This window comes from Saccharospirillaceae bacterium (genome assembly GCA_022448365.1).
GTDB lineage: Bacteria > Pseudomonadota > Gammaproteobacteria > Pseudomonadales > Oceanobacteraceae > Bacterioplanoides.
In genome coordinates this window covers 947,629-974,063 of record JAKVCS010000003.1, presented here as the reverse complement: position 1 = coordinate 974,063, position 26,435 = coordinate 947,629, and the positions used below count along the sequence as shown (strand labels likewise).

27 protein-coding genes are annotated in these 26,435 nt (G+C 47.8%); 17 read left to right on the top strand and 10 right to left on the bottom strand.

Going from position 1 to position 26,435, the window contains the following annotated elements; all coding sequences use genetic code 11:
- The first annotated feature begins 136 nt into the window (after positions 1 to 136).
- The 3 genes from MK185_08145 (at position 137) to MK185_08135 (ending at position 2,839) form a co-directional block, all read left to right on the top strand.
- A complete protein-coding gene (locus MK185_08145; protein ID MCH2040590.1) occupies positions 137 to 952 on the top strand; it encodes a crotonase/enoyl-CoA hydratase family protein in 816 nt (271 codons plus the stop codon).
- A gap of 149 nt (positions 953 to 1,101) precedes the next feature.
- A complete protein-coding gene (locus MK185_08140) occupies positions 1,102 to 1,761 on the top strand; it encodes a hypothetical protein (GenBank protein ID MCH2040589.1) in 660 nt (219 codons plus the stop codon).
- The gene (locus MK185_08135; GenBank protein MCH2040588.1) at positions 1,751 to 2,839 is read left to right on the top strand and encodes a rhomboid family intramembrane serine protease; all 1,089 of its coding nucleotides are present in this window, start codon (positions 1,751 to 1,753) and stop codon (positions 2,837 to 2,839) included. The genes MK185_08140 and MK185_08135 overlap by 11 nt, the downstream gene beginning before the upstream one ends.
- A gap of 103 nt (positions 2,840 to 2,942) precedes the next feature.
- Here the strand turns inward: MK185_08135 and MK185_08130 are convergent, their stop codons facing one another.
- Complete coding sequence (locus tag MK185_08130) at positions 2,943 to 3,806, bottom strand: LysR family transcriptional regulator (protein MCH2040587.1); 864 nt, start codon at positions 3,804 to 3,806, stop codon at positions 2,943 to 2,945.
- 168 nt (positions 3,807 to 3,974) lie between these two features.
- On the opposite strand from MK185_08130, the gene MK185_08125 reads away from it, so the two are divergent.
- Positions 3,975 to 5,171 (top strand): MFS transporter, encoded by a 1,197-nt coding sequence (locus MK185_08125; protein MCH2040586.1) that lies wholly within the window; start codon positions 3,975 to 3,977, stop codon positions 5,169 to 5,171.
- A complete protein-coding gene (locus MK185_08120) occupies positions 5,155 to 5,754 on the top strand; it encodes a glutathione S-transferase (GenBank protein ID MCH2040585.1) in 600 nt (199 codons plus the stop codon). The genes MK185_08125 and MK185_08120 overlap by 17 nt, the downstream gene beginning before the upstream one ends.
- A gap of 238 nt (positions 5,755 to 5,992) precedes the next feature.
- On the opposite strand, the gene MK185_08115 is transcribed toward MK185_08120, so the two are convergent.
- On the bottom strand, positions 5,993 to 7,108 hold the full coding sequence (locus MK185_08115; GenBank protein ID MCH2040584.1) for an NADH:flavin oxidoreductase: 1,116 nt from the start codon (positions 7,106 to 7,108) through the stop codon (positions 5,993 to 5,995).
- Positions 7,109 to 7,162: 54 nt separating this feature from the next.
- Entirely contained in the window at positions 7,163 to 7,780 is a 618-nt protein-coding gene (locus MK185_08110) for a TetR/AcrR family transcriptional regulator (protein ID MCH2040583.1), read from the bottom strand.
- A gap of 205 nt (positions 7,781 to 7,985) precedes the next feature.
- On the opposite strand from MK185_08110, the gene MK185_08105 reads away from it, so the two are divergent.
- The 3 genes from MK185_08105 to MK185_08095 all read left to right on the top strand — a co-directional run bounded on the left by MK185_08105 (position 7,986) and on the right by MK185_08095 (position 8,951).
- Positions 7,986 to 8,252: a type II toxin-antitoxin system Phd/YefM family antitoxin gene (locus MK185_08105; protein ID MCH2040582.1), complete on the top strand. Its 267-nt coding sequence runs from the start codon at positions 7,986 to 7,988 to the stop codon at positions 8,250 to 8,252.
- Positions 8,253 to 8,255: 3 nt separating this feature from the next.
- The gene (locus MK185_08100) at positions 8,256 to 8,546 is read left to right on the top strand and encodes a type II toxin-antitoxin system RelE/ParE family toxin (protein MCH2040581.1); all 291 of its coding nucleotides are present in this window, start codon (positions 8,256 to 8,258) and stop codon (positions 8,544 to 8,546) included.
- A 105-nt stretch (positions 8,547 to 8,651) separates the two neighbouring features.
- Positions 8,652 to 8,951 carry a hypothetical protein gene (locus MK185_08095; GenBank protein MCH2040580.1) on the top strand — a complete coding sequence of 100 codons (300 nt, stop codon included), beginning with the start codon at positions 8,652 to 8,654 and terminating at the stop codon, positions 8,949 to 8,951.
- 469 nt (positions 8,952 to 9,420) lie between these two features.
- Here MK185_08095 and MK185_08090 read toward each other — a convergent pair whose 3' ends face one another.
- Genes MK185_08090 through MK185_08075 form a run of 4 tightly spaced genes read right to left on the bottom strand, consistent with a single transcriptional unit; the run spans position 9,421 to position 15,731 of the window.
- Positions 9,421 to 11,022, bottom strand: coding sequence for a dipeptide ABC transporter ATP-binding protein (locus MK185_08090; protein ID MCH2040579.1), 1,602 nt, complete (start codon positions 11,020 to 11,022; stop codon positions 9,421 to 9,423).
- A 1-nt stretch (position 11,023) separates the two neighbouring features.
- On the bottom strand, positions 11,024 to 12,505 hold the full coding sequence (locus MK185_08085; GenBank protein ID MCH2040578.1) for an ABC transporter permease: 1,482 nt from the start codon (positions 12,503 to 12,505) through the stop codon (positions 11,024 to 11,026).
- Entirely contained in the window at positions 12,502 to 13,473 is a 972-nt protein-coding gene (locus MK185_08080; protein ID MCH2040577.1) for an ABC transporter permease, read from the bottom strand. Before MK185_08080 ends, MK185_08085 begins: the two co-directional genes overlap by 4 nt.
- Positions 13,473 to 15,731 (bottom strand): ABC transporter substrate-binding protein, encoded by a 2,259-nt coding sequence (locus MK185_08075; GenBank protein MCH2040576.1) that lies wholly within the window; start codon positions 15,729 to 15,731, stop codon positions 13,473 to 13,475. The genes MK185_08080 and MK185_08075 overlap by 1 nt, the downstream gene beginning before the upstream one ends.
- 127 nt (positions 15,732 to 15,858) lie before the next feature.
- Between MK185_08075 and MK185_08070 the strand changes: the two genes are divergently transcribed.
- The 8 genes from MK185_08070 to MK185_08035 all read left to right on the top strand — a co-directional run bounded on the left by MK185_08070 (position 15,859) and on the right by MK185_08035 (position 23,330).
- On the top strand, positions 15,859 to 16,380 hold the full coding sequence (locus MK185_08070) for a DUF3087 domain-containing protein (protein ID MCH2040575.1): 522 nt from the start codon (positions 15,859 to 15,861) through the stop codon (positions 16,378 to 16,380).
- A 106-nt stretch (positions 16,381 to 16,486) separates the two neighbouring features.
- Positions 16,487 to 17,896 carry a threonine synthase gene (gene thrC / locus MK185_08065; protein ID MCH2040574.1) on the top strand — a complete coding sequence of 470 codons (1,410 nt, stop codon included), beginning with the start codon at positions 16,487 to 16,489 and terminating at the stop codon, positions 17,894 to 17,896.
- 224 nt (positions 17,897 to 18,120) lie between these two features.
- Positions 18,121 to 19,395 (top strand): diguanylate cyclase, encoded by a 1,275-nt coding sequence (locus MK185_08060; GenBank protein ID MCH2040573.1) that lies wholly within the window; start codon positions 18,121 to 18,123, stop codon positions 19,393 to 19,395.
- 76 nt (positions 19,396 to 19,471) lie between these two features.
- On the top strand, positions 19,472 to 19,948 hold the full coding sequence (locus MK185_08055) for a DUF2947 domain-containing protein (protein MCH2040572.1): 477 nt from the start codon (positions 19,472 to 19,474) through the stop codon (positions 19,946 to 19,948).
- A 249-nt stretch (positions 19,949 to 20,197) separates the two neighbouring features.
- Positions 20,198 to 20,662: a bacterioferritin gene (gene bfr, locus MK185_08050; GenBank protein MCH2040571.1), complete on the top strand. Its 465-nt coding sequence runs from the start codon at positions 20,198 to 20,200 to the stop codon at positions 20,660 to 20,662.
- 21 nt (positions 20,663 to 20,683) lie between these two features.
- A complete protein-coding gene (gene bfr / locus MK185_08045) occupies positions 20,684 to 21,151 on the top strand; it encodes a bacterioferritin (protein MCH2040570.1) in 468 nt (155 codons plus the stop codon).
- A gap of 492 nt (positions 21,152 to 21,643) precedes the next feature.
- Positions 21,644 to 22,570, top strand: coding sequence for an NAD(P)-dependent oxidoreductase (locus MK185_08040; protein ID MCH2040569.1), 927 nt, complete (start codon positions 21,644 to 21,646; stop codon positions 22,568 to 22,570).
- The gene (locus MK185_08035) at positions 22,533 to 23,330 is read left to right on the top strand and encodes a TIM barrel protein (protein ID MCH2040568.1); all 798 of its coding nucleotides are present in this window, start codon (positions 22,533 to 22,535) and stop codon (positions 23,328 to 23,330) included. Before MK185_08040 ends, MK185_08035 begins: the two co-directional genes overlap by 38 nt.
- Positions 23,331 to 23,351: 21 nt before the next feature.
- On the opposite strand, the gene MK185_08030 is transcribed toward MK185_08035, so the two are convergent.
- Positions 23,352 to 23,825, bottom strand: coding sequence for a DUF1289 domain-containing protein (locus MK185_08030; protein MCH2040567.1), 474 nt, complete (start codon positions 23,823 to 23,825; stop codon positions 23,352 to 23,354).
- A 171-nt stretch (positions 23,826 to 23,996) separates the two neighbouring features.
- Entirely contained in the window at positions 23,997 to 24,206 is a 210-nt protein-coding gene (locus MK185_08025) for a cold shock domain-containing protein (protein ID MCH2040566.1), read from the bottom strand.
- Positions 24,207 to 24,566: 360 nt separating this feature from the next.
- On the opposite strand from MK185_08025, the gene MK185_08020 reads away from it, so the two are divergent.
- Complete coding sequence (locus tag MK185_08020; protein MCH2040565.1) at positions 24,567 to 25,454, top strand: class I SAM-dependent methyltransferase; 888 nt, start codon at positions 24,567 to 24,569, stop codon at positions 25,452 to 25,454.
- Here the strand turns inward: MK185_08020 and MK185_08015 are convergent.
- The gene (locus MK185_08015; GenBank protein MCH2040564.1) at positions 25,451 to 26,419 is read right to left on the bottom strand and encodes a bile acid:sodium symporter family protein; all 969 of its coding nucleotides are present in this window, start codon (positions 26,417 to 26,419) and stop codon (positions 25,451 to 25,453) included. The two genes, MK185_08020 and MK185_08015, sit on opposite strands and share 4 nt — an antisense overlap.
- Between the last annotated feature and the right edge of the window lie 16 nt (positions 26,420 to 26,435).

Here is a 26,435-nt window from a genome sequence, read left to right as displayed (position 1 = left end):
CGCATTGATCAATTTGGCAGCAGAATCGTGCAGATCGGTCATAGCAACCCCGGCGCCTATGTGAAATCATGCGGCACAAGCAGCCGGTGACAGGCTGCCATTAATAAGACAACCGCTACCCGGCCGTGAGAGTACCATGACAGATAAGCCACGCGTATTGTTAGAAGTAAAAGACCATATCGCATACGTAACTCTGAACCGTGAAGAGAAACTGAACGGTCTGGATATGCCAATGTTTCGCCAAATGATTGCTATGGCGAAAAAAATCCGGAAAGACCGCAGTATCCGCTGCGTGATTTTGTCGGCCTGCGGCCCGTCTTTTTGTGCCGGACTCGACTTTAGCGCCTTGAATAAAGAACCCAGCATGATTGCCAAGGTGTTTCTGAAGTTTCCATGGACCAAACAAAACGTGGCACAGGAAATCGCTCACTGTTGGCGAGATTTGCCGATTCCGGTGATCTCGGTGGTGCACGGAAACTGCTTTGGGGGTGGTATGCAGATTATCCTGGCAACGGACTATCGCATTGCCAGGCCTGATGCCAACTTGTCGATCATGGAGATGAAGTGGGGTTTGATTCCGGATATGAGTGGTATGGTGACGTTGTCACAGTTGACGCGTATCGATATTGCTCAGGAGCTGACCATGACAGGCCGCCAGTTCAGCGCCGAGGAAGGTTTCGAATACGGCTTAATTTCAAAGCTCTCGGATGACCCTATGGCGGATGCCGAAGCGCTGGCGGCAACCATTGCAGAAAAATCACCGGATGCCATTGCGGCAACAAAATATCTGTTTAAGAAAACCTGGAAGGCCGATACCTGGAAAGCATTACGGTGGGAGCGTTGGGTACAAGCGCGTTTATTGGGTCGCAAGAACCAGATGATTGCGATGAAAAATGGCATGGCCAAAGGCACAGAGCCAAAGCCGTTCGTTAATCGTAGATCATTCCGTTAACGCACTCTGAGAGCACCGGGATGCCGCCCCCTGCAAAGTGGGCGGCATTTTTTATGGCGGCTTCACTGCCGGCTCCGGCAATCGTATTTTACTTTCTTCTTGATAACTTACTTTGTTAGTATGTCGGCCTCAACAAAAGGGTACAGGTTATGGCACAAGCAATCAGACCTAAGAAAAAAATGAATCACCAGGATCTCTCCAGTTCAGGTTTCTGGATTGGTCACGTACTTATGATTATTGCCACCATTGCCGGTGTTTATCTGGCTGCTCAGGCAGGCTTACATCAGGCCATTTTGTTTGACGATGTGGTTTCTCGTCAGCACAATTATTTTCTGCGACAGTCGTTGTACGAAGAGTTGCAGGACAATGTCGCGATTCTCACTGAATACGATAAAGAATATCTGGGACGGGGTATCCCTGAACATGTTCTGAAAGCTAATTCACCAAAAATCAGCCGTTACGTCTGGGAAACGATGAAATACTCCCAGACTACACTTGAAACACCGAGTTATTTCCTGGGCGAAACCCGTCGTTTTTATGCTCAGGTCGATGACATCATCACCAAGCGAGAATCGTTTACTTACGGCCCTTCATTTGCCAGTAAGCTGATGAAGCAGCAACTGGCAAACATGAGCAATCACGTTTTACCCAAGTTGAAGGCCAACACCGACTACCTGGAAGAATATTTAAAAGCCTACGATGTCAATGTGGTTGAGATTAAAGGTGTACAGCAACCGAATACTGATGCATCAGCTGATGCGGCACAGAAGGATATTAATCATCAGGCTGTGGTGAAGCATGAGTCATAAGTATTGTCCTCACTGCGATAACCAGCAACTTCAGGTTACCCACTACCACAGCGAAGAACTTGATATCTGTCGTCGTTGCGGTGGGGCATGGTTTGAAAAAGGCGAATTAAACAGCCTGCTTTCTACGGTCGATAACGGTGAAGATGATGCCGACTTCGAACAATTTTTGGGAAAAAGACACGGTCGTACAGAGCACCTGTGTCCAACTTGTCCCGAGCATCTGCATAAATACCAGTTGCTGACTGACTTTGATGTCGATGTGGAACTGTGTGTGGCGTGTGATGGTGTTTGGGTAGAACACGCTGATCTGGAAAAAGTCGAACACTCTCCGCGTATTCGTACGGCTCTGGACGAGCTGAATAAAAAAATATCGGTAAAGTCCTGGTTGTTTCAGGCACTGGCCAGATTCCCGGTTGAATACAATCTGAAACCGCATCGCTTTCCGATTGTCACCTGGATGTTATTAATCCTGAATACGTTGATTTTTCTGAGTTACGCGTTTTCTATCGATACACGTTATTGGGTATTCGAACACTTTGCCAGCCGTCCGGCTGATCTGGCTGCGGGAATGGAATTGTGGACACCACTTACTGCGACCTTCCTGCACGGTGGGTTTATGCATTTGATTGGTAACATGTATTTTCTCTATGTCATTGGCGATAACCTGGAGGACGTCCTTGGGCGAAGTCGTTATTTACTGGTTTACTTATTAGGTGGTGTTGGCGCCAGCGTAATCAGTGTTGCGATGAACTGGAACAGCCCAATCATGAGCGTGGGTGCCAGCGGTGCGATAGCGGCATTGTTTGGGATGTATCTGATTTGGTTCCGTTTTGCCAGCCTGACATTTATGTTTCTGGTATTTCAGAAAAAGTTGTCGCCGCTGTGGTATTTCGCCCTCTGGTTAGTGCTGGATAACATCATTGCTATGGTCTCTTCGCCGGGGGGCGTTGATTACTGGGCGCATATTGGCGGCTTCGCGGTTGGCTTAATGATCGGTGTCAGTCTCAAAGACTGGGTGTATCGCCATAATCCGGTGGTACGTATTCTCGCCGACCCCAATCATAGGGTGGCGCGTTAGTGTTCGCCTCGCGTTGTCAGGCAATCCTGCGTGGCTCAGCTCAGTGAACCTCCACCACTGGAAACTGGTTAAGTCTGATTCAAATCATTATGCCAGTTTGTGGTTATTTAAGCCGCGGCAATAGTTCAACAAATTGTTTTAACGCCGGTGACCAGCTTTGCGGGTTGCCGGTGCTGAAGTATGTATCAACCAGAGCTATATCATCTGCTATCTCCTGATAGCCGATATTAAAGCGCCCCTGGTGAGAGAGAACGACTGATAGTGGCATCAGTGCATAACCCATTCCCCCGGCGACACAACCCAACATGCCATCAATACTGCCGAATTCAAAAATACGGGTAGAGTGAATGCCCTGTGACGCAAGAAATAATTCGATGCGCTGGCGATAGCTGCACCCCTGGCGAAATGACAGAAAAGCCGATTCTAGTAATTCTTCTGCTGCAGGTATGTGGGTGAATTCACCCGGACCAACCAACACCAATTGCTCGCTGAACACTTTTTGATGATAGAACTGCGAGTGGCGGGTTTCTCCGGCGACAAAAATGCCGTCGGCCTCACCTTTAATCAGACGCTCTACCAGCTGCGCACTGGGGCTGGTTTCCACGGTTAAATCGACCTGGGGATAACGCTGATAAAACGCCGCCAGAATCGCTGGTAAACGAATGGCGGTGGTGGTTTCCATCGATGCGATGCGTAAGCGGCTATTGGCGCTGTGTTGTTGCTGAAACAGCCCCAGTACATCATCGTGGCTGCTTAATATCTTGCGTGCATGGTCGACTAAGGTTGTACCAGCGCCAGTCAGTCTGATGCCACCTTTACGCTCAAACAGTTTGGCATTTAGTTCGCTTTCCAGCTTTTTGATATGCGCCGTCACGTTCGATTGAACAGTATTGGCACGCTCAGCGGCAGCAACAAAACTGCCACTTTCGGCGGCTTCAAGAAATAACCGTAACGACTTAAGTTCCATTGTGTGTGACCTGCTGAGTTGATAATCATGATGGTGGTACGCATCGATAAATCACGATAAGTGATAGTTGAAATCACTATAAATCATTTCTAATGAAGTCTGCTAACACTTAATCTGCATTCGCACTGAAGCTTCAGCTATCAGGCATAAGGTCTTGGGAGAGTCGAAGTGATCAAACGCGCCGATCTGGCCATTCTGCAACTGGGTATTGCTGCCACGCTGGCCGGGGTTGGCATCGCCCGCTTTGCTTATACGCCGCTGTTACCCCAGCTGGTGGAGCAGGGTTGGTTCAGTGACAGCCAGGCGGTGTATCTGGGGGCCGCGAACCTGTTGGGCTATCTCGGTGGTGCCATCAGCGCCCACCGTTTATCACAGCGCTTTGGCAGCCCATTATTGCTGCGCTTGAGTTTTGCCGCTGTGTTTCTCAGTTTTGCTTTGTGTGTACTGCCGGGCTGGTTCAGCTGGTTTTTCTTCTGGCGCTTTATGGCGGGCATTGCCGGTGCATGGCTAATGGTATTAGCGCCATCGGCGGCATTGGCCCAGGCACCGGTTGAGCGTCGTGGCAGCATTGGTGCCATGGTATTTGCCGGTATTGGTATCGGCGCTGTGATTGCCTCCAGCGTGGTGCCTTTGCTGATTCATCAGAGTTTATCCGTTACCTGGGTGGCACTGGCCATCGCTTGTCTTGTGATGGTGTGGTTGGGGGAGTCCGGTATCCGCCGTCTGAATTGGGTGCCATCACAAACCCAAGCCACTGCTCAGCTCGACAAGCGGATGATGTGGCCAGTGTGGCTGGTGATTCTGGCCTACGGCCTGGATGCCATTGCGTATGTGCCACACACCTTATTCTGGGTGGATTATCTCGCCCGTGAACAACGATTAGGAATGCAGGCGGCATCGTTACAGTGGTTAATTTTTGGCATCGGTGCCTGTTGTGGCCCTTTTATCGCTGGCTGGTCGTCGCAACGCTGGGGAATTAAAAACGCACTGGCATTCGCCTATCTGGCGAAAACCAGTGGCATTGTTTTGTCGTTGCTAGTGGTTGGCAGTGCTTTGCCCGATTTTATCAGCCGCTCGTTGTCGTCATTCATAGTGGGCGCCATGATTCCCGGTGTTGTGGGATTAACTTCTGCACTGCTGGCCGAGTGGCTGGGAGCAGCAAGTCACAAGAAATTCTGGGGATTGGCGACGGCGGTATTTGCTTTAGCTCAGGCGTTGTCCGGCTATGGTCTGTCGGCCTTGTTTGTGGAACTGGGCAGTTATCAGTCGTTATATGTTATCGCCGCTATGATTATGGCTGCGGGTTTTGTATTGGTCGCTTGCAGCGAATTAAGCAGAGGAAAATCCCATGAAACTATTACTTAATGCCACTTCACCCTATGCCCGTTTTGCCCGGATTGTGATGTTGGAAAAAGGGCTGAAATCCCAGGTTGAACTGGTGTGGGTTGATCCGTGGAATAACGACGCGATGTTATTAGTGGCTAATCCAGTAGGGCGAATTCCGGCGCTGATAATGGACGATAACGTTGCGATTTCAGAGTCTTTGCTGATTGCCCAGACGCTGAATGGCTTGACTGGTACCGATGAATCGGTGGATCTGTCTGTAAAAACGTCGGCGCAATTATCCCAATTGGGTCTGGGCATCGGCCTGATGGACATGGCTTTTAACAGCGTTATCAACGCCAAATATTACGGCGATGAAATCAATAGCACCTATCTGGGTGAACGTCGTTTTGCTGCGATTGAACGCACTTTACAGCAATTAAATACCGTATTGGCAGTCAACCAAACTACCGATTTAACCCTGGCAGATATTGCGGTTGCTGTAGCGCTGGACTATCTCGATTTTCGTTTGGCACAGTTGGGCGTGAATAAACACTATGGCCATATCGCGCTGTGGCGCCAGGCTTTGGCACGGCGCGATAGTTTTGCGACGACCGCGTTTTAAACGCGTAATCAGGTTCTGCTGTGCATCTCGGCCAATAGCTTAGAATCACAGGCTTTCAGCTCGGGTTTTCACCTCAGGCATGACGCTGTCCTTTAATCAATCTTATTAAAATGGTTGTTATTGAATCGATGGGGACATTACAGAGTTGTCATCTGTGCAGACGATACAATTCCTGTTATCGAAAAAGCACCCCTTCAGGGTGCTCTCAGAGACGTTAAAGCTGCCGTTAAAAACGTGATTAGACCAGCTGCATCAGCGATTGCTTGGAATAATCTTCCAGTTCGTCGTAACGACCTCCTTTAATTTTTAATACCCATTCCGGATCTTGTAACAAGGCACGACCTACCGCGACCAGTTCGAACTCATCGTCGTTCATACGCTGGTTCAGTTCTTCGAAAGAAGTTGTCTGTACGCCGGACGCGTCGATCATGTCTTTCTTTTCTTCGTCGATAAAGCTGGCGTTCAGACCAACGCTGCCCACAGTGATGGCCGGCTTACCGGTGATTTTTTTGGTCCAGCCAGCCAGGTTCAGATCCGAACCTTCGAATTCTTTTTCCCAGAAACGACGAGTAGAGCAATGGAAAATATCCACTCCGGCTTCAACCAGTGGTTTCAGGAAAGCTTCTAACTCTTCCGGCGTATTCGCTAAACTTGCGGCATAATCCTGTTGTTTCCATTGAGAGAAACGGAAAATAATCGGGAAATCTTCACCCACACGTTCACGAATGGCGGCAACTATTTCACAGGCAAAACGAGTACGGGCGACTAAATCACCGCCGTATTGGTCTTCGCGTTGGTTGGTACCTTCCCAGAAGAACTGATCGATCAGGTAACCGTGAGCACCGTGAACTTCTACTGCATCAAATCCGATATTTTTCGAATCTTCTGCAGCCTGAGCAAAGGCTTCGATCACATCGTTAATATCGTCCTGGCTCATGGCGACGCCATTTTCCTTGCCCGGCTTTACCAAACCGGAAGGGCTGTAACCCGGTACTGACGCATCTGGCTCAACACCTTCTTTACGAATGGCGCCGACGTGCCACAGCTGTGGTGCAATTTTGCCGCCATTAGCGTGTACCGCATCGACCACTTTTTTCCAGCCTGCTAAAGCTTCGTCACCATAAATAAACGGCACCCGTGGATATCCGTTAGCGGCTTTATGGCCGACACAGGTACCTTCGGTAATAATCAGGCCTACTTCGTTTTCTGCACGTTTGGCGTAATAAGCCGCCACCATATCGTTGGCAACGTTACCCGGAGAATAAGTACGAGTCATTGGCGCCATTACGATGCGGTTTTTTAACGATAATGGGCCTAATTCGATTGGCTGAAATAAAGCAGCGTTATGTGTCATAGCGATATCCTGTTTTTTGTTCGGTCTGTTTTTGTCGAATTATTTGTTGGCACGTTAGTCGCGCCATTGATTAATTAATAATTCCATACTGTGCTGGAAATATTGCTTTCCGGTTGCAACGTTGTTCTGTAAGCGACCATAGTAGAGCGCACCTTTGCAGCTATGAATAAACAGCTGGGCCATCTGTTGCGGGCTGGCGATGGGTTTTAATTCACCAACTTGCTGAGTATTGGCAATAACCTGTTCAATCCATTTCAGTTCGAAAGTGGCTAACTTCGCCAGCCGCTGTTGCATGGCTTCCGGCAGTCGCATCAGTTCGCTGTTTAACGCACTGACCGGGCAAATCTTTTGTTCATTAAAAGTATGACGCGCAGCCGTTGCCAGATAATGATTCAGCTTCTCGAGTGGCGACTGGTTACTGGCATCAAAATGCTCAAACCCTTGTTGCAGCCACTCCTGAGTCCAGTCGCACAGCGCCAAGCCCAGATCGACCTTCTGAGCGAAATGGTGGTGTACACTGGCTTTGTTAATGCCTAATGCCTTAGCCAAATCCTGATAGCTGAAACCACTGAAACCTTTCTCGCGCAATAAATCGGCGGATAACTCGACGATCTGCTGCTTACGGTTTGGCGCGGAGCTGGGTTTGATATCGGTGGCGTGGTTCGCGGACATGGTTCAACTCATTCGTCGTTAGCTGCTTTGTGCAATCGTTTATTGAATGGCTATTAGCCTACCTACTGGTAGGTAGGCTTGAAGCGGGTCAAAAGTGCCAAGGTAGGAGGTGAAAACGGTTGGCCAGTCGTATTTAAGCTGTCAGCTGGATTGACCGCACCTGTTAACAGGTGCTAATTATTGGTCTTATTACAGGAGAGATCAGATGGCTGTTAAATTTTCAGAAGATGTTGTGCCTTTGTCTGACCTTAAGGTTAACCCCGGTAAGGTTGTTGGCCATGTTCAGGAAACCAGCAGGCCCGTGCTGCTAACCAGTCGTGGTCGTGGTGTTGCCGTGGTTCAGGGGTTGGAAGAATACGAAAAAACCGCTGAAGAACTGGCGTTCGTCAAAGCTGTCGCTCAGGGGCTGATGGATGTTAAAGAAGGCGATACCGTTTCCTTAGAAGATGCAAAGGCGGCACTGGGAATCTAATAAATGGATGTTCGTATCGCCAATTCGGCGTTGCAGGATTTAAAAGCCATTCAGCGTTATTACCGCGATCAGGGCGTTCCTGCTGTTGGTCAGGAATTTGTGACAGATATTGTTCGCAAGTTGGAAATGCTGAAAATGCATCCGGAATCAGGCCGTGTGGTACCTGAGTTTGAAGCGCAGCATATTCGCGAATTAATCCATCCACCGTTTCGGGTGGTTTATCTTCTTCATAATGATGAGATCGTTTTGATTCGGGTCTGGCGTAGCGAAAGGCAGCTGGAATTACCGGAATAGGCTTATACTGAATTTATCTGTAGCAGAATTCTCGATTTGCTTCGTGGTAGCCTGAAAGAGTGCCTAAAGGCGAAGAGGTCGGGAGCATGAAGGTGAGGAGGAAGTATGAGCGACGAAGGTAACGTCATTCCGTTTCCGGCTGAGCGCTGTGACAGCCCACATTCCAGTGATGAATACAGCAGGCTGTTTCTGGCGGTACTGCTGAAAAACATCAGCCAAACTTATCACTTCAATCATCAGTTTGCTGCCGAGCAACTGGTGCCCTATCTGCCCGGGCTGCATAGCCTGACCAAAGCGGTTATCCAACAAATTCAAACCGAGCCTGCGACGTCAGGGCTGGCTAATAAGCTATTGGCAGAGTCGATTATTAATAGCTTCAGGGATGCGGGGTTGGTTTCAGAGTGAATCTTGCAAATAATTGTCTTCTATTGATTGAAATGATAGTTTGAGCGCTACGAAAGCAAGGTCAATTTTCAATCATTTGCTCTCTTGTATGGTCACGGTAAATAGCCTGTAAATGAACTTAATTCCTCGATACGTAAAAATTAATGCTGTTATCTTTGGAATACTTATTCCGAGTTTATTAGTACTTCATACAATACTTCATTTGTTAAACGAAGAAGCAATCTTTGTTGGGCGAGGAAGCACAGTTATATATCATGGAACTGAGGCTTATTGGGTTTCGCTAACGTGGTTCGGTCTAAGCGTACATTTGTTTGCGCAGTTTCTACTCGGGCCATTTAAGTTGATTGCTTTGAACAAATATCGTTGCATATTATGGCTTTCGGCACTGAGTATGTTACTTGGATTGATGGCAGCGATTTTCGCGTTATAGGTGGACTAAGCGGCCAATCAGCCGCTTATGGATTGACAATCATTTAATTCTCGGCGCCGCCGCCAACAACTCTTTTGTATAAGAATGCTGTGGATCGCGCATTACCTGCTCGGTTTCTCCCTGCTCAACAATCTGTCCATTCTTCATCACCGCCACTTTATGAGCGAGATGCGGAATAATGGATAAATCGTGAGTAATAAACAGATAAGAAACGCCCAGCTCCTGTTGCAGTTCGCGTAATAATTCCAGTACCTGGCCACGAATAGAAACATCCAGAGCCGATGTTGGTTCGTCACAAATAATCAGTTTAGGGTTGACCGCTAAAGCACGGGCAATGGCGATACGCTGGCGCTGACCACCAGAGAACTCGTGTGGGAAGCGGTCCAGATGTTCCGGTAACATACCAACTTTAACCAGCAATTCCTGCATGGTTTGCTCGCGGTTAGCCGCATCTTTTTCCACGCCCAGCGATAACATACCTTCTTCGATAATTTCACGAATGCTCATACGTGGATTCATCGATGAAAACGGATCCTGGAAAATCACCTGAATCTCTTTGCGCAGCGGCATAAAGTCATTGCGGGATAGTTGATCAATACGTTGGCCACGGAAATACAATTCACCGCTATACACTGGGTTTAACCGTAAAATCGCTTTGCCGGTGGTGGTTTTGCCGCAACCGGACTCACCGACCAGTGCCAGGGTTTCGCCTTGATCCAGCGACAGGCTGATATCGTTCACCGCCTTGGTATGACCCACGGTACGTTGCAGAATGCCTTTTTTCTGCGGGAACCAGACTTTCAGGTTGTCGATTTTCAGCAACGCCTGATCTTTTTGCTGATGCTGTAAAAACTGATCCTGACGAGGCAGAGAATGAATCAGTCGGCGGCTGTATTCATGCTGAGGGTTAGCAAAGAAGCTATCACGATTGGTTTGTTCAAGGATATCGCCGTGTTGCATTACCGCGATACGATCAGCCATCTGATACACCACACCCATATCGTGGGTGATTAATAATACGCTTAAATCACGTTTTTTGCGTAATTCATTTAACAGCTCCAACACCTGTTTCTGAATGGTGACATCCAGAGCGGTGGTGGGTTCATCAGCAATTAACAGTTCTGGCTCACAAGCCAGTGCCATGGCAATCATCACACGTTGTTTTTGACCACCTGACAGTTGATGTGGATACCAGCTTAAGCGCTTTTCAGGTTCGGGAATCCCGACTTCGGTTAATAGCTCAACCAGGCGTGTCTGAATATCGGTAGCCGAAACGTTCTGATGCAGCTCGATCACTTCACGTAATTGTTGGGCAATGGTCTGTACCGGGTTCAGCGAGCTTTGAGGCTCCTGAAAAATCATCGCAATCTTGCGACCACGTACGGTGTTCATACCCATTTCAGTGCGGGCGAATAAATTATCGCCACGCAGGTGAATCGTACCGCTGCTGATTGCCAGTGCTTCATCCAATAACCGCATAATCGCCAGCGAGGTCAGCGATTTGCCGGAGCCGGATTCGCCAACTAAGGCAAAAATTTCATCTTGCTTGATGTGAAAGCTGATGTTTTTCACCAGCTTCACGTCCGGATTTTGACTCAGCGAAATGGATAATTTATCGACCGATAAAACATGTTCGACCATCTTAGTTCGCTCCCTGGGTTGTCGCAGAAGACGAATCCGACTCGTCGTTATGTCCGGCTTTTTCTGTGTTATGTGCCAGGCGTGGATCAAACGCGTTGCGTACCTGATCTGAGAACAGGTTAGCCGCTAATACCAGGCTGAACATAAAGGCAAAGGCCGCAGATACCGACCACCATACAGCGGGATCACGGGATAATTCGGAGCGAGCGGCATTTATCATATTGCCCCAACTGCCCATGCTGGCATCAACGCCCACGCCAATGTACGACAACACGGCTTCGGCTAATACAAAGCCGGAGAAATCCAGTACCAGAGCAATCAGAATGATATGAGTAACGTTGGGCAGAATGTGTTTGCCAATCACCCGAGGATGCGACACGCCAAACGCATGGGCGGCTTGAACATAATCCAGCTGGGAAATTTTTAACGTTTCAGCCCGTAATAAACGGCATAAGCTGGTCCAGCTGGTTAACCCAAGAATGGCGCACAGTGCCAGAAATTTAAAGTCGGCACGTAAAATGGTCAGATCGAATTCTTCAGAATGCGTTTCGATATAAACGTCGATTAATAGCACCGATGCGGCAATCAGCAAGATGCCTGGGATCGAGCTCAAGGTGGTGTAAATGTATTGCACGACATCATCGACCCAGCCTTTAAAGTAGCCAGCGCTGATACCAAGAATAATGGCGATTGGCAGAGTCAGCAGGGTGGCCAATGTGCCAATTAATACACCGGTACGAACCGCTTTCAGGCTGTTCACCAATACGTCGTGACCGACTTTGTCGGTACCAAAAATATGATAAACACTGCCCAGTTCGAGCATCCAGAAACTGATGATACTCAGCAGTGCAAATGTCCAGTAGGCGGTTGTCCAGGGAATGGCTGACGGGCCGTGGGTTCTTTCCCGACGACGGTTAAACCACCAGTGAATACCCATTACAAGCACCGTCAGAATCAACGCTTTAACAATGGCTTGGGCGCTGCGGGTAATCACATCGGCGAGCACTTCGTCAGCGTTGTTAACATGCTGGCCAGCGCTTTTTAACCTTGGGTATTCACGCACCACATTGCCAAATTCATCCTGGCTGTTTTCCTTGGCAAAGGAATAAATCGCAAACGGAGCCGAATAGGTTTTTTCGTGATTTTTTTCGATATCGCTGAGGATGACATCGAGCACGGACTTCACTTCGTTATCGTAAGCCACCACTTCACTGGCGGTGTTGTTTTCACCGTTACTATTGATGATGTCAGCACTGACGGTGGCAGGTGGAAGGGCTTCGCGGAAGTGGATGGAATCCAGCAGAGCAATCAGTACATAAAATACAATCACCATAAAACTGGATAAGCCCACTTTGGAGGTGAATACCGAATGCCAGCGCTTACGTGCCTGTGGGTTCTGGCGCAGTTGCCAGGCGAATAAAAATAACGACATCACCAATAAGAAGATCAGCGCATCGCTCCACAACAGAACAGGTTTAATCATGACAGACGCACCCTTGGATCAACTAAGGTGTAAGAAATATCGGTTAACAGCAGACCAATGATGTACAGCACCGAACCAAGGAACACCATGGAGCGAACAATGGCGAAGTCCTGGGCCTGAATGGCATCTAAGGTGTAACTGCCTAACCCCGGAATACCAAAGAAGGATTCCATCAACAGGCTGCCAATAAACAGCGAAGGAATCACCACCACGACGCTGGTTAAGATCGGGATCATGCCATTAGGAAGCAGGTGCTTAAATAACACGTTCAGTTCTGCTACGCCTTTTGCCCGGGCGGTACGGATATAGTCTCGGGTGGCTTCTTCTAGAAATACCGTGCGATATAAGCGGGTTCCAGCGCCAATGCCACTTATCACACCAATAATCACCGGCAGAATTAAAAACTTGGTGGCCTCCGCTCCGGGTAAATAACCGGATATAGGCACCAGACTCCAGAGTTTGGCAAACAAATACTGGCCACCAATGATGTAGAACACGCCTGAAATTGACAGCATAACGACGCATAACGTCACTGCGGCGTAGTCAAACAAGCTGGAACGGAACATTACAATGATCAACGCAAATACGATGTTGACGTAGATGCCGATTAAAAAGGTAGGTAACTGAACCGCCAGGCTGGGCCACATGCGCTCCTGAATATCGGCACCAATTGAACGACCTTCATCGGATTTACCAAAATCAAACGCTAGCAGACGAATCGATTTATCGAAGAAGATGGTATCGGTTAATGGACTATCGCTGTCGGAATTAACAAACAGCGGTTTGTCGTAACCGCGTTGTTCCTTCCAGCTCTGGATTGCTTCTTCACTGACGTGTTTATCGCCCAGATGAACACGGGCCATTTGATCAGGGCTGTTCACCACAAAAAACAGGGCAAAGGTGATGATATTAACGCCCAACAAAATCGGAATGGCGTATAACAAGCGGCGGACAATATAAGCCAGCATCAGTTATTCTCCTTCACCTCAGTGGCTGTTGATGACGTTTGATCGGGCTTTGTGTCAATCTGGTGGTTTATCACCCGAGTCTGGCGGTGTTTATAGGCACGATAACCAGGAACTGCCATAACCAGAGTAATCAGCAGTACCAGCACCAGTGGCCACAATACCGGTTGATTCCATTGCTGTTGTTTCTGACGGCGCTGCTCGGTATCCAGACGACGATATTTAAAGGTGGTTTTCGAAACTCCGTGGGGCTTGGTATTTTTTACCCAGCTGTTATTCAGTGCATAGCTATGGCCATGAAACCCGGTTGCCCAGGGAGTATCGCGATGCAGAATATCGAGCATCTGATCGATAATTTCAGCGCGTTCGGGAGAATTTTCCATCAGCTGCATTTTTTTAAATAAGCGGTCGTATTCCGCACTTTTATAGTTGGCCGAGTTTACTCCGGACTTGGAATCGATCTGAGCATTTTTACCGTATAGCAGGAACAGGAAGTTTTCCGGATCCGGATAGTCAGCCAGCCAGCCCCAGAAATAAATCTGAGCGTTGCCATTTTCCATTTTGTCTTTAAAGCGGTTGTAGTCGGTGCCACGAATATTGAGTTGCAGGTTGAGCTTCTTAAACTGTTTTTTGATCCACTCCATACGTGCCTGCGAACCGGACCCAGAAATGGTATCAAGGTTTAATACCAGCGGTTTACCGGTCTTGGCATCTCGGCCTTCTGGATATCCGGCTTCTGCCAACAAGCGCTTGGCAACGTCCAGTGGTTTTCGTACCGCTTTGCCGGAAGCTGGATCATTTGCATCTTGCTGCCAGTCGAAAACATAATCATTGATGCCATCTTTACCGGATTGATAACCAAAAATACCCGGAGGTATAGGGCTCATGGCTGTTTCACCACGGCCGTTGAGGAAGATACTGACAAATTCTTCCTGGTTGTAAGCAATGGCAATGGCCTGGCGTAATTTGCGTTGTTTTTCGCTGTAACCACCAAGCACCGGGTCAAGCATATTAAAGCCGAGGTAATAGGTAGAAGGCTGAATTGATTTGTTTAAGGTGATGCCTTTTTCGATCATTTCTTCTGACAGCGTAATACCTTCGCCACCGACTTTGACTGCCTGATCAAAGCTGTCGCTGCTGATGCCGGAACGATCGTAGTAACCTTGAAGGAATTTGGTCCATATCGGTATGGCCTCTTTCTCTAAACGGAAAATGGCTTTATCGATGAAGGGCATTGTTTTTCCGGCATCATCCAATAAACCGTTATCTGCGTCGCTCGCTTCTCCTTCTGATGGATACAATTCACCGCGATAGTTTGGGTTCTTGCTCAGGATAATTTCAGAGTTTGGATTGTTCTCTGTCATCATAAATGCACCGGTGCCAACCGGATGCCAATCGAGGGTGATATTTTTATCCGGTAATCCCGGCAGATGATAAAAGCGATCCACTGCCCAGGGAATCGGCGCAAAAAAATGGAACGCCAGCCAGTAATTAAACTGTGGGTATTTGCCTTTTAACTTAATAGTGAAGGTGTGGTCGTCGATCTTTTTGACCCCTTCCATATTGAACTGACGTAAATCCAGCCAGGTGTCATCGCTAGCGCCATCTTCTTTCAGTTGTTTGCGCGCTGCACTGATGGCTGTGCTGGTCTCGGTCATACCCACAATATACTGGCTCAATAAACCTCTTAAAGGTGCCAGTCGTTTAGGATCGGCCAGGCGATTAATCTGATAGATGTAATCGTCTGCGACTAATTGTTGGGAGCCTGTTTTTTTGAAGTCTTTCAGTGAGGTATAGGCTGCTGATTGGGAGGCATCGTCAAACCTGTAAGTGAACTCTCCGTTCTCCGTGCGTGCGAACGCCGGGTGGGGTTGATATCTGATGTCTGGTTGAATCCTCAGGGTATACAGACTGTAGGCTGGTGTTTCTGCGTCGTCAGCCAAGGGCTGGTTTTGCTCATCCAGCAGCTGCACCTCTGGCATTGAGGTCAATGTCAGGGGAATCAGCTGGTAAGGTCGTTTTAAATAATGATATTGCAGAGGCGGCTCATAGATCTGATCGATAAAGGTCGATTCGTCAGAGCTGTAAGCCCTGGCGGGGTCCAGATGTTTGGGGCGTTCTGAAAAGCTGGAGTAGAGAATCGTCTCGTTGTCCGGGTTCTCCGGATGAGGATCGTTCCAATTGCTGTCGGAACAGGCGCTTAAACCGAGCAGGCTTGCAGCGCTCAGCATCAATGCTGAAAGTCGTCTGGCCAGTGTCATTATTGATCCCTGATGGTCAGGCAATTTTTTGTAGTTTGTCAGGACTTTAACACAACTAAAGCGCTTGTCAGTGTTAAACTCCGCTCGTCATTGAAACGATAAGACTAGCACTCAACAGGAATTTACGGTGGAACTGAAGCAGATTGACAAAACTTTGTATAAACAACGCCTTAACCGTTTTCAGGGTGGTTTAGTGGTCATGTTGTTTGTGGTTGGGCTCGCAGCTTCGTCGCTCTATATCGAGCTGTTTGGCAACCCTGATGGTTCCAATTTTATTTACAATCTGGCCGGAGTGATCACTGCAGTACTCAGTGCCATCGCGTTGTTCATTGCGATTAAAGAAAAACCGTACATGGCTGAAATCCGTTATGTCTGGAAGCTTAAGCAGGAGCTGAATCGTATCTATCGCGCCAGTCAAAAACTTGAAGCTGCGCTGCAAGACGAGCAAAACAGCGAGGTTTTCCAAACGGCTTTGGTCATCCGCTATTTCAGTCTGCACGGTTCCAGGCATCTGTATCAACTGGAAGACAATACGTTGACCCTGGATGATCTGAATCAGCAGATTAACGAGTTTGATGAGCGATTGAGCCGTCTTGATGTCACCGTTAGCACCGATGATTACCGTCAGGAGCTGATTAAGCAGCTCTGATTGGCAGCGTGGAGCGCCGATATGGTGGATGCTTTATAACCGCTGTGCATGTAGAATACGCGCAATTTTCACAATGACTTTTTAACTTACCGGCTTTAAGACCATGATGAAGTACATATCCACCCGCGGTGATGCCCCGGAACTGACCTTTGAAGAAGTGCTATTAACTGGCCTGGCAGCGGATGGGGGCTTATATGTCCCGAAACAAGTTCCGACTTTTTCCAAAGAAGAAATTGCTTCCTGGCAGGACCTGTCTTACGTCGAATTGGCCCATAAAGTGGTTTTCCCTTTCGTTGAAGGATGCGTGGATTCTGATGCTCTGAAGACCATGATCGAAGAGATTTACTCCGGTTTTGGTCATAAGGCGGTCGCACCCCTGCAGCAGATCGATCATAACGAATATGTGCTTGAACTGTTTCAGGGCCCAACTCTGGCGTTCAAAGATTTCGCACTGCAGTTGCTGGGTCGTTTGCTGGACTATGTTCTTGAGCGTCGCGACGAGAAAGTTGTGATTATGGGGGCAACCTCCGGTGATACCGGTTCGGCAGCGATTGAAGGCACCAAAGCCTGTCGGAACGTTGATATTTTCATCCTGCATCCACACGGGAAGGTATCTGAAGTGCAGCGCCGTCAGATGACGACGGTTGTGGGCGATAACATTCATAACATTGCTATCGAAGGCAACTTTGATCAGGCACAGGATATGGTCAAAGCCAGCTTCGGAGACCAGCAGTTCCTGCGAGGCGAGCGCAAACTGGTTGCGGTAAACAGCATTAACTGGGCGCGAATCATGGCTCAGATCGTTTACTACTTCTATTCCGCACTGAATCTGGGTGGTCCGCTGCGTCCAATGGCCTATTCGGTGCCGACCGGTAACTTCGGAGATATCTTCGCCGGTTATATGGCAAAGAAGATGGGTCTGCCAATTGAACAGCTTATTATCGCTACCAACAGCAACGACGTACTGCATCGCTTCATGAGCAAAAATCAGTACGAAGTGCGTCCGCTGAAGCATACCATTACGCCATCCATGGATATTGCGGTATCCAGTAACTTCGAGCGTCTGTTGTTTGATCTGTATGATCACGATGGTGCTCAATTGGCTGATTTGATGGCACGTATGAATGCTAAAGAAGATATTGTGTCTCTGGACGAGTCCAAGCTGGCTAAAGCCCGTGAAGTGTTTGATAGCTACGCGGTTGATGAGCAAGCCACCATTGATGCCATGCAGGACGTTTATAAAGAAACCGGGTATCTACTGGATCCTCATACTGCTATCGGCGTGAAAGCGGCGCGTGAATGCCGTCGGAACAAGCGTATTCCAATGATTACTCTGGGCACGGCTCACCCGGTGAAATTTGCAGAGGCCGTAGAGCGCGCAGGCTTTGAATTACCGGCATTGCCGCACCACCTGAGTGATCTGATGGATCGTGACGAGAAGTTTGATGTGTTGCCTGCCGATTTGAACGATATCCAGGCATATATCGCGAAAAATACCTTTAACGATCAGGGTTGAGGCAGGGCTGGTTGGTACAACCAGCAGCCAATGTCCATATGAGGCCGTGTCAGTTTGCTGATACGGCCTTTTTTTTGCCTCTCATTGGCCGGGTCGCCATCAAGAAACAACAAAACAACAAAACAGGGGTCTCTCTGACTTTAGTTTGAATTATCTGGGCTATGCTTGTAAGTAATATGACTTATCGCACCTCGTGCTCTCCTCTAACTTTTCAGGTTACTTAAATGAGTTCGCAGTCAGCTTATATCGAACAGTGCTTTGATGCTTATAGCCAGTTGGTTATTGGGATATATCTGATTGATCTGAACGACGGCGCAATTCTCATGGCCAATCAGGCAGGCCTTGATCAGTTAAAGATGACGCTTCCCGAGATTCGCCAACAAACGGTTTTCAACTTACGCCAGGACATCACGGACCTGGCACACTGGCGTGAAATTATCCAAGCTATTCGGGCTGAATCTCCATACACGTCTCTTTGTCAGCATGTGAGAGGCGATGGCAGTGGTTTTCCGGTCGAGGTTGTCAGTCACCTGGTGGAATGGGGTGACAGCGAGTATCTGCTATCGGAAGTGTCCGATATTTCACGTCGCCAACAGCAGGAGGATGATCTTCGTCAGCGGGAGCCGTTACTGTCTTTCGCATTGAATGAAGCAACCGATGGCATGTGGGATTGGAATCTTGAGACCGATGAAGTTTTCTTCAGTCCGCGGCTGAAACAAATGCTGGAGTACGGTCCTTATGAAATGGCTCCGGTACTTGAAAGTTGGAAAGGTAAGCTGCATCCAGAAGATCTTGATCATGTTATGCATGCAATGGATCAACATCTACAAGGACACGCCTCTCGTTATGAAGCGCAATATCGCTTGGCTAACCGTAATGGCAAGTACCTGTGGATGGAAGACCGTGGCATGGTTTGCCGTACAGATGATCACGGACAACCGCTGCGTGTTGTTGGAATGGTGCACAACATCAATGAGCAAAAGGAGCTTGAGCAACGATTACGCAATCTGGCGACCACTGATGAACTGACCGGACTACTGAACCGACGTGCCGGCTATGCGGCATTTGAGCAGCTACTGAAACTGGCGGTACGACATAACAATGATTTGTGCATAGCAATTATTGATCTTGATAACTTTAAAACCATTAACGATAACCATGGGCATCAGGTTGGCGACAAGGTGCTGAAAAGTGCCGCGGATACGTTTGCCTCAAGGGTTCGTTCCAGTGACGTTCTGATGCGTTGGGGTGGAGAGGAATTTTTATTAGTAATGCCGCAAACCCGGCCTGAGGATGCCTTCCATGTATGTGAAGATCTGAGACACCAGCTGGCCGAGCAAATATTAAGAAGCAGTCGTGGAGATATTCAGTGCACGATATCGATTGGTATGCAGCACCTGACGCAACAAAATAACAGCATCAAAAAGCTGGTTAAAGACGCGGATGCGGCTTTGTATCGGGCCAAGTCTCTGGGCAAAAACCGAATCATCACGGCCTGACTCCTGACTGGCAGTGCATTATCCCTTTAGCCTCACTGGATGCGATGTTACCCTCTGGCCAAATTGAGAGGCTGATATGAACTATATTGCATTGCAAGATTACAAGCAGGGCTGGATATTCCGCCATAAAGACATGCCGGTGCCTGATGAGACCCTGTTACACATCAAACCTTTGGCAGACGATTCTGCCCAGCAATTCTGGCGTCAACAACTGAGCAAAGAGGCAACGCATGCCAGTCACTTCCTCGGTGATGACTGGCCCGCAAAAAATGGTATCTGGCTTGAAAAAGGGGAGTGGCAACCTCTTTGGGAGGCGGATGATAATCAGTTACCAGAATTGATTCAGCAGCACTGCCAATGGGACGATAATACAGTGGTGTATTTCTGCTATGACTTACATAATATTATCCAAACCACCTGGAAAATATTTAAACAGCATTGGAAGAATTTCTTATTTTATGATGATTCTGTTTTTTTATTGGCCAAAAAACGACATCAGGTAGTTCGATTTGAGTCCGATGGTTATTTTGAAATCGGTAATAAACCGAAATGATTTCTATTTGGTAACTTTATTCTTAAGAAATAGAAATATATCTCAGTTATATTTATGAATGCTTCCGCTTACGTTTTTTAATAGCCCGAATTATTTCGGGTTATTTGTGTTGAATATGGTTCTTTTATTGATTTTATGCAAATGAGAATAAGCCTGTTTTCTATTATATTTGGTATCTTCTCAATAAGCTTGCGTTCGTTATAAACGCTTTATACACTTGCTTAATATTAAAAGAGAGGAGGTCAGCTGATGAAAGGTGATGCGAAGGTAAATGAGTATCTTAATCAGATACTCAGTATTGAGTTAACGTCGATTAACCAGTATTTCCTGCACGCGCGGATGTTCAAAAACTGGGGGCTTGGTACCCTCAATGAAAAAGCCTATAAAAAATCCATTAAGGATATGAAGCAGGCTGATAATCTGATCGAACGTATTCTTTTCCTGGAAGGTTTACCAAATTTGCAGCGGTTAAACCGATTGCGTATCGGTGAAAATACCGAAGAAATGCTGCAATGCGATGTCGATCAGATTGAAGAACAGTTGGAAGTGCTGAAAGAAGCAACCGTATATTGTGAATCGGTAAAAGATTACGTAACCCGTGATCTGCTGCAGGATATTCAGGAATACGAAGAAGGATACCTTGACTGGCTGGAAACTCAGCAAGAGCTGGTTCGTCAGGTGGGTATTGAAAATTATTTACAGTCTATGATGTAAGGCATTTGAGGAGGCAATATTATGCGTGGTAATCAACAGGTAATCGACAAACTGAACGACTTGCTGGCGGGCGAACTCAGTGCCATGGACCAGTACTTCATCCATTCCCGTATGTACGACGATTGGGGTCTGAGCAAATTATTTGAACGTATCGATCACGAATTTGAAGATGAAAAAGGGCATGCTTCAAAGCTGGTAGAACGTATTTTATTCCTGGGTGGTACGCCGGACATGGTAACCCGCGAGCCACTGAATATCGGCCGGGACGTGCCAGCAATGTTACAAAGCGACCTGAATCTTGAGTACAAGGTAATTGGTGATTTGCGTGAAGTGATGGCACTGTGCGAACAGGTTCGTGATTTCCAGACCCGCGATATGCTGCAGGTGTTATTGGATGATACCGAAAATGATCACACCCATTGGCTGGAGCAACAGTTGGGTCTGATCGATAAAATTGGTTTGCAGAACTACTTGCAGTCGCAAATGTAATTTATCTGGTTTAATCAAAAAAAAGGGCTCTTCAGAGCCCTTCTTTACAGGTGAACATCTAGCTTCGGTTATCTTGATCAATTATCAAGGCTTAATCCAATCCGTAATAACTCAATGATTTTTGCCATATTTTTCAAGCAAAGTCCCATCACTCCTCGATAGCAGTGCACTAAAATACTCGACAAAAATTATCGGAATATTGCGCCAGAACTAAAGTTCGGCGTGTTTAGTGTGTCTGTTTAATATTCAGGAGAGGGCATTCGACATTAAGATGGCTATTTAACGGCTCAAGATACTGCAGAATGCGCAGTGTCTTTATTAAAATCAGATGAATACCCTTTATCGTTTCATATCACTTTTCTTTAGTTGGCTTCACCATAAGTTCTCTTGGTAAGACCGTTAGCGTAATGTGTGTGATCTGTAAATAACCGTTCAATTATTGGCTGGCTATTTGATATTATTGGCTTCAATATGAATTTGGAGCGAATCGGGATGCAACAGTTCAGTAAACAACCACGCATCGGTTTCATTGGTATGGGGCTGATGGGTGCGCCCATGAGCACTCGCCTGCATCAGGCAAATTTTGATGTCGCTGTGTGGAATCGCAGTCCGGATAAATGTCAGCCTTTGGCAGCTGCCGGTTTGACGGTTTGTGAATCATTGCAGCAGTTGGTTGAGTGCAGTGATATTCTGATGTTGTGCGTAACCGACACACATGCCGTCGATACTCTCGTGTTTGGTGATTCCGGAATCGCTGAGTTTGCCCGAGAAGGGCAACTGCTGATCGACTTCTCCAGTATTGACCCACAAAAGACGCGTGATATGGCGGCGCTACTGGAAAATTCGGGTGTTCGTTGGATTGATGCTCCGGTCTCCGGTGGCGTTGCCGGAGCCGAACAGGGTACGCTGGCAATTATGGCAGGTGGTCGTGAGCAGGACATTGACTCAGTTCGCAGCATACTTAAACCTTTGAGCCAACGCGTTACCCGAATGGGCCATGTAGGCTCTGGTCAGGTAACCAAGATATGCAATCAAATGCTGGTAAGCTGTAACGTTTTGGTAATGGCTGAGGTTATGGCACTGGCTGAAAAGTCTGGTGTGGATGCCGCACAGATACCGGATGCACTGAAAGGCGGGTTTGCCGACTCGATTCCGTTGCAACTGACTGGACCGCGTATGGCCAGCAGAGATTTTGAGCCGGTAAAGTGGCACGTTAAAACGCTACTAAAAGACCTGGACATGGCTAATACGTTGGCTAAATCCATGCAGAGTTCAGTTCCGATGGCTGGATTAGGCGCTGAACTTATGAGACTTCACGGCAGTCAGGGATATAACGAACACGACCCTTGTACTCTGGTGGAAATGTATACGGAGAAAACGATTGAAACTCACCGCCAATTTGTCGCTGATGTACCTTGAGCGACCTTTCCTAAAGCGCTTTGAAGCTGCTCGAAAAGATGGCTTTACAGCGGTTGAAATACAATTTCCATACGACACCCCGCTGGCTGATGTACAGCGGGCGTTGAATGATGCTGGGCAGCGTTGCGTTTTAATCAATGTTCCTGCCGGAGATCTGATGCAAGGCGGTGAGGGCCTGGCTGCTGTTCCCGGAAAGCAGGCTGAGTACGCTGCTTCGCTGGTCGAATGTCTGGCTTATGCCCGGGCGCTAAAAGTTTCTTGTGTGAATGTGCTTCCGGGGCGTTGCCATGACGACCGCCAACGTAATTTTTATCTCGATACTTTTAAGACAAACCTGGTTAAAACAGCTGAAACGCTTGCGCCATTTGGGATTACTACCACGTTTGAAGCAATTAATACCCGTGATATGCCCGGTTTTTTGATTTCCTCCAGTCAGCAAATGTTCGATATTATGCGACAGTTGGATAAGGCCGATATCATCAAGGCTCAATTTGATGTTTATCACATGGCGCAGATGGGAGAAGACGTTTGTGACGTGATTACCCGCAATGCGGAACATATTGGCCATATACAATTTGCCGATACTCCAAATCGCGGTGAACCCGGAACGGGTGATCTGGATTTTCAGGCAATATTTCAGGCAATAGAGACGTCCGGCTATAAAGGGTGGGTAGGAGCTGAATATAAGCCGACTGGGCTGACGTCTGACACATTAGGTTGGAAAAATGAACTGGCGAGTGCGGTGGCTCAGTGCTCGTGAGCAATGGATTGTGTTAATCCGTTAAAACAGATCAAACTGGTCTGGTGTCGTTTTCTTCTCCGGTTTTGCATTTTGATTTTGGGGTTGTTGGACCTCTGAGTGCCTAGCTTGTGATGATTCTGGTGCTGTTTTGGCCGGTCTATCGCTATCGGAAGCGGTGATATCCTCTGTAGCCAGCTTTTGATCTTCAGCACTGTCGTTACTGACGAACATATCGAGCTGTGGGATAACAACATCTTCATCAGGTAATCCATGTTTGGCTTGCCATTGGGCTTGTTGGCGAGCAGCGATGGCTTTGGCGCGACGGCGTCCACACAGGTTGACAATCAGCTGTTGCTGAAACGGTGAGAACTCATTCCAGTGAAATCGCTCTTCGCGTTTGCGTAAACACCCTTTGCAATAACCTTTGTTATTTACTTCGCAAATACCCCGGCACGGGTTTGCGATTTCAAACATTTCACCCTGATCAATCATGCCGTTGCAACTATCCGTCATACACACATTTCAGATTAACAGTTTACTGCTAAATAGCGAGTTGCAATCAGGATGAAAAGCCATTCGTAATAGGATTAAAAGACCGGGTGTACGGATTAGTGCTGAGCTGGATTATGGGGAGGTGGGGCAGGAGGCAAACCAGCAGCGAGAGCTGCTGGTTCGGGATAAGACTTATTCAGGCGTTACATTTTCTGCCTGAGGGCCTTTCTGGCCAGTAGTCACTTCCATAGTCACTTTCTGGCCTTCAGCCAGAGAACGACGACCAGTGCCATTGATAGCGCTGAAGTGAACAAATACGTCTTTACCAGATTCTTGCTCGATGAAGCCGAAGCCTTTTTCATCGTTGAACCACTTAACGGTGCCTTGAACTAATTCTGCCATGTTTCTTTCCTAACGGTTATGCCATATATCTGGCTTGGGTGTTTCATTTGGCCGACTTTGTCAACAGAGCTGGGCTGTTGAACAATGAGTCTTGCCTACTATCGACCAGTATCTAGCATATCCTTCAAAATATGGAGCACTCGCCAATCATGCTCGGGATCATTCCCTAAGCAAAGCCATAGTAGCTCAGTTATACAGACCGACCAAGTGTCAATTGGTATTTATCGCTACTATTTTTCACATATTGCTTGCAATCGGTCCTATTCGGCCGGACAAAACGATTGTTTATGTCATTCCTATTACTTTTGATCACGATTTAGCGGAAAATCGCGCCAATCTGAACCGAAGAGAGATTTTGCCGTGCTGGAAGTGATTCGTTGGCCAGAAAACAATGATGCACAGCGACTGTTTCATGGTCGGGGCCATGCTTATCCCGGGTATGAACATGTGAATATAGATTGGTATGCGCCGCTGGTTTTAATCACTCTGTACCGTGATGTCAGTGCCAGCTGGTTAGCGGAACTGGCTCAAAATATTTCCCAACAGTTACCTCAGGCACAGCAGATTGTTGCGCAACAACGGCACGTAAGAGACGGTCCGTTTACCTGGTTGCACGGTGACATGGTCGAAAAACTGCAAATTACAGAACATCAATTGACGTATTGGCTAACGCTGGGCCAGCAACAAAACACCGGTATTTTTCTTGATATGGCCAATGGTCGGCGTTGGTTGCAATCAGTTTGTTGTGGGAAGTCGGTGCTCAATCTGTTTGCGTATACTTGTGCATTTTCTGTTGCTGCCCATGCGGCGGGGGCAAAGAAGATTGTGAATGTCGATGTCAGCAAGACGTCGTTAACACGGGGTCGTGAAAATCACAGACTAAATGGTCAGGATTTAGGTCGGGTTGTTTTCGAGGGACTCGATATTTTTAAATCTTTCGGTCGCCTGAAAAAACACGGACCGTATGATGTGATCATCTGTGATCCACCGACGCGTCAAAAAGGCAGTGTTATTATCGAGCATGACTATCAGAAAATAATTCGTCGCATTCCTCAGCTGGCTGCCCCCGGTGCTCACTTACTGATGTGTTTAAATTCTACTAAGCTGGATGAACACTTTCTTAAGCAACAAATGATGCAGCACTGCCCGCAGTGTCAGTTTGTCGAGCGCCTGGCAAATCCGGAAGTATTCGTTGAAGCAGTGCCGGGTAAAGGATTAAAAGCCCTGTTGTACACCTACAACCCCTAATCCGGAGTGTAGGTATTAACGGAGGTTCGTTTTTGAGCAGGAATCCGCTTAATAGTTTGTTGCGTCCGCCATTTCCAGAATGCAGCTAATGCTGAGCCACTGATGTTGTGCCAGATACTGAATAATGCGCCGGGCAGCGTGGCCAGGGGGCCGTAGAATTTTAACGCCAAAGCAACCCCTAAACCGGAATTCTGCATACCGACTTCCAGAGCGATGGTACGTGCTTCCGCTTCGGTATGACCATTCCAGCGGGCAATGCCATAGCCGCCTGCAAGTCCAAGCAGATTATGTAATATCACAGCCGCTGCTGCACCGGCACCCAGCGTGGCAATTTCATCAGCATTTAATGCGACCACAATAGCAATGATGATGAGAATGGCGCTGCTGGCAATGTCTGGCAGATATTTGTTCAGACTTTTTCCCAGCTGCGGCACGTAGCGATTGGCCAGCAGCCCCAGTAAGACCGGTACAATCACCATTTTGGCGATGCTTAAAATCATACCCTGAATATCGACGTCGATTTCTGCGCCGGAGTAGAACCAAACCAGATAGGGCGTTAATACCACGCTCCATAGTGTTGACATCAACGTCATGCTGACGGATAGCGCAACGTCTCCGCCGGCAAGATAGGTCATGACATTGGAAGCGGTTCCGCCAGCACAAGCGCCGACCAGAATCAGACCTACGGTCAGCTCCTGTGACAGGCCAAAAGCCTGAGCCAGACCCCAGGCAAGGAGTGGCATTAACGCAAACTGCAACATGACACCGGTTGCGATGGGTTTGGGTTTATTCAGCACCCGTTGAAAATCCTGCAACCTGAGCGTCAGACCCATGCAGAACATAATCACCATCAGCAGCGGCAGGATGGCCCCTTTCCAGGAAATTAATGGTTGTGGCTCGTGCCATGCCAGCAGGCTGACGGCGATAGCTAGGAATGGAAAAAACCGATTTACAGAAAACATAATGGCACCGGGTTGATGT

Bases quoted from the DNA above. Each gene is read 5' to 3' on its own strand.
- MK185_08130 (MCH2040587.1), bottom strand. From the start codon at position 3,806: ATGGAACTTAAGTCGTTACGGTTATTTCTTGAAGCCGCCGAAAGTGGC.
- MK185_08110 (MCH2040583.1), bottom strand. From the start codon at position 7,780: ATGTCCGCGAACCACGCCACCGATATCAAACCCAGCTCCGCGCCAAAC.
- MK185_08080 (MCH2040577.1), bottom strand. From the start codon at position 13,473: ATGCTGGCTTATATTGTCCGCCGCTTGTTATACGCCATTCCGATTTTG.
- MK185_08085 (MCH2040578.1), bottom strand. From the start codon at position 12,505: ATGATTAAACCTGTTCTGTTGTGGAGCGATGCGCTGATCTTCTTATTG.
- thrC (MCH2040574.1), top strand. From the start codon at position 16,487: ATGAAGTACATATCCACCCGCGGTGATGCCCCGGAACTGACCTTTGAA.
- MK185_08100 (MCH2040581.1), top strand. From the start codon at position 8,256: ATGGATGTTCGTATCGCCAATTCGGCGTTGCAGGATTTAAAAGCCATT.
- MK185_08105 (MCH2040582.1), top strand. From the start codon at position 7,986: ATGGCTGTTAAATTTTCAGAAGATGTTGTGCCTTTGTCTGACCTTAAG.
- MK185_08135 (MCH2040588.1), top strand. From the start codon at position 1,751: ATGAGTCATAAGTATTGTCCTCACTGCGATAACCAGCAACTTCAGGTT.
- MK185_08030 (MCH2040567.1), bottom strand. From the start codon at position 23,825: ATGACGGATAGTTGCAACGGCATGATTGATCAGGGTGAAATGTTTGAA.
- MK185_08075 (MCH2040576.1), bottom strand. From the start codon at position 15,731: ATGACACTGGCCAGACGACTTTCAGCATTGATGCTGAGCGCTGCAAGC.
- bfr (MCH2040570.1), top strand. From the start codon at position 20,684: ATGCGTGGTAATCAACAGGTAATCGACAAACTGAACGACTTGCTGGCG.
- MK185_08055 (MCH2040572.1), top strand. From the start codon at position 19,472: ATGAACTATATTGCATTGCAAGATTACAAGCAGGGCTGGATATTCCGC.
- MK185_08120 (MCH2040585.1), top strand. From the start codon at position 5,155: ATGAAACTATTACTTAATGCCACTTCACCCTATGCCCGTTTTGCCCGG.
- MK185_08025 (MCH2040566.1), bottom strand. From the start codon at position 24,206: ATGGCAGAATTAGTTCAAGGCACCGTTAAGTGGTTCAACGATGAAAAA.
- MK185_08140 (MCH2040589.1), top strand. From the start codon at position 1,102: ATGGCACAAGCAATCAGACCTAAGAAAAAAATGAATCACCAGGATCTC.
- MK185_08115 (MCH2040584.1), bottom strand. From the start codon at position 7,108: ATGACACATAACGCTGCTTTATTTCAGCCAATCGAATTAGGCCCATTA.
- MK185_08060 (MCH2040573.1), top strand. From the start codon at position 18,121: ATGAGTTCGCAGTCAGCTTATATCGAACAGTGCTTTGATGCTTATAGC.
- MK185_08090 (MCH2040579.1), bottom strand. From the start codon at position 11,022: ATGGTCGAACATGTTTTATCGGTCGATAAATTATCCATTTCGCTGAGT.
- bfr (MCH2040571.1), top strand. From the start codon at position 20,198: ATGAAAGGTGATGCGAAGGTAAATGAGTATCTTAATCAGATACTCAGT.
- MK185_08095 (MCH2040580.1), top strand. From the start codon at position 8,652: ATGAGCGACGAAGGTAACGTCATTCCGTTTCCGGCTGAGCGCTGTGAC.
- MK185_08040 (MCH2040569.1), top strand. From the start codon at position 21,644: ATGCAACAGTTCAGTAAACAACCACGCATCGGTTTCATTGGTATGGGG.
- MK185_08145 (MCH2040590.1), top strand. From the start codon at position 137: ATGACAGATAAGCCACGCGTATTGTTAGAAGTAAAAGACCATATCGCA.